Annotated in this window: 1 protein-coding gene; it reads right to left on the bottom strand. The window is 39.5% G+C overall.

Annotated features, from left to right (window positions below):
* Positions 1–605, bottom strand: a 605-nt coding sequence (locus N1032_RS26380) for a hypothetical protein (RefSeq protein WP_259543611.1), incomplete at both ends; no start/stop codon positions are given.

The raw sequence follows: 605 nt of genomic DNA, 5'->3' as shown, positions 1-605 counted from the left end.
AACAACTGATTATTCAAGGAAATAATCTTTTGAGAAACAGAAGATAAACCAGTATTAGATTGATGTACTTCATTACTCAGTGTTTCTAAAGCACCAGCAGTAGCACTGTTAGCAATACCACCAGTATCATCAAACAAATAGACACTGGAAACAGAAACAACACTATTAGCTGCTCGGTTACCTACAGATAATGACAGATAACTAGTTCCATCTGGGGATAACTGATCAGCACCAGAACCATCTAAAGAAGCATGCCATGTGATATCATAATCAGCCCAAGCAGTACCAACTTTTACTGTACGATCAAACACATCAAATGGCTGAGCATCAGTTGCATTGTAGAAACTGTTCTTCACAGTGACAACAGTATCTGCTACATTCGCTTTCATTCGAACTACAGCACGGTAGTAACGACCAGATACAGCGGGAACTTTCTCAGCAAGAATAGTTGGGAAAGTATTTGTAGCTGTACGAGTCAGAACAAAACCAGACTTACCATCACCAGTATTCGCACTCCAAACAGCACCTGGAGTAGTTGTCCAATGTGAACTATTAGTTGGGAATGTACCATTCAGGATAAAGTTATTCCCATTAGCAATCAAATC

The sequence above is a fragment of the Herbiconiux daphne genome, from assembly GCF_024979295.1.
GTDB classification, from domain to species: Bacteria; Actinomycetota; Actinomycetes; order Actinomycetales; family Microbacteriaceae; genus Herbiconiux; species Herbiconiux daphnes.
The sequence above is the reverse complement of the archived record's forward strand: the minus strand, read 5'-3'. Positions and strand labels throughout refer to the sequence as shown.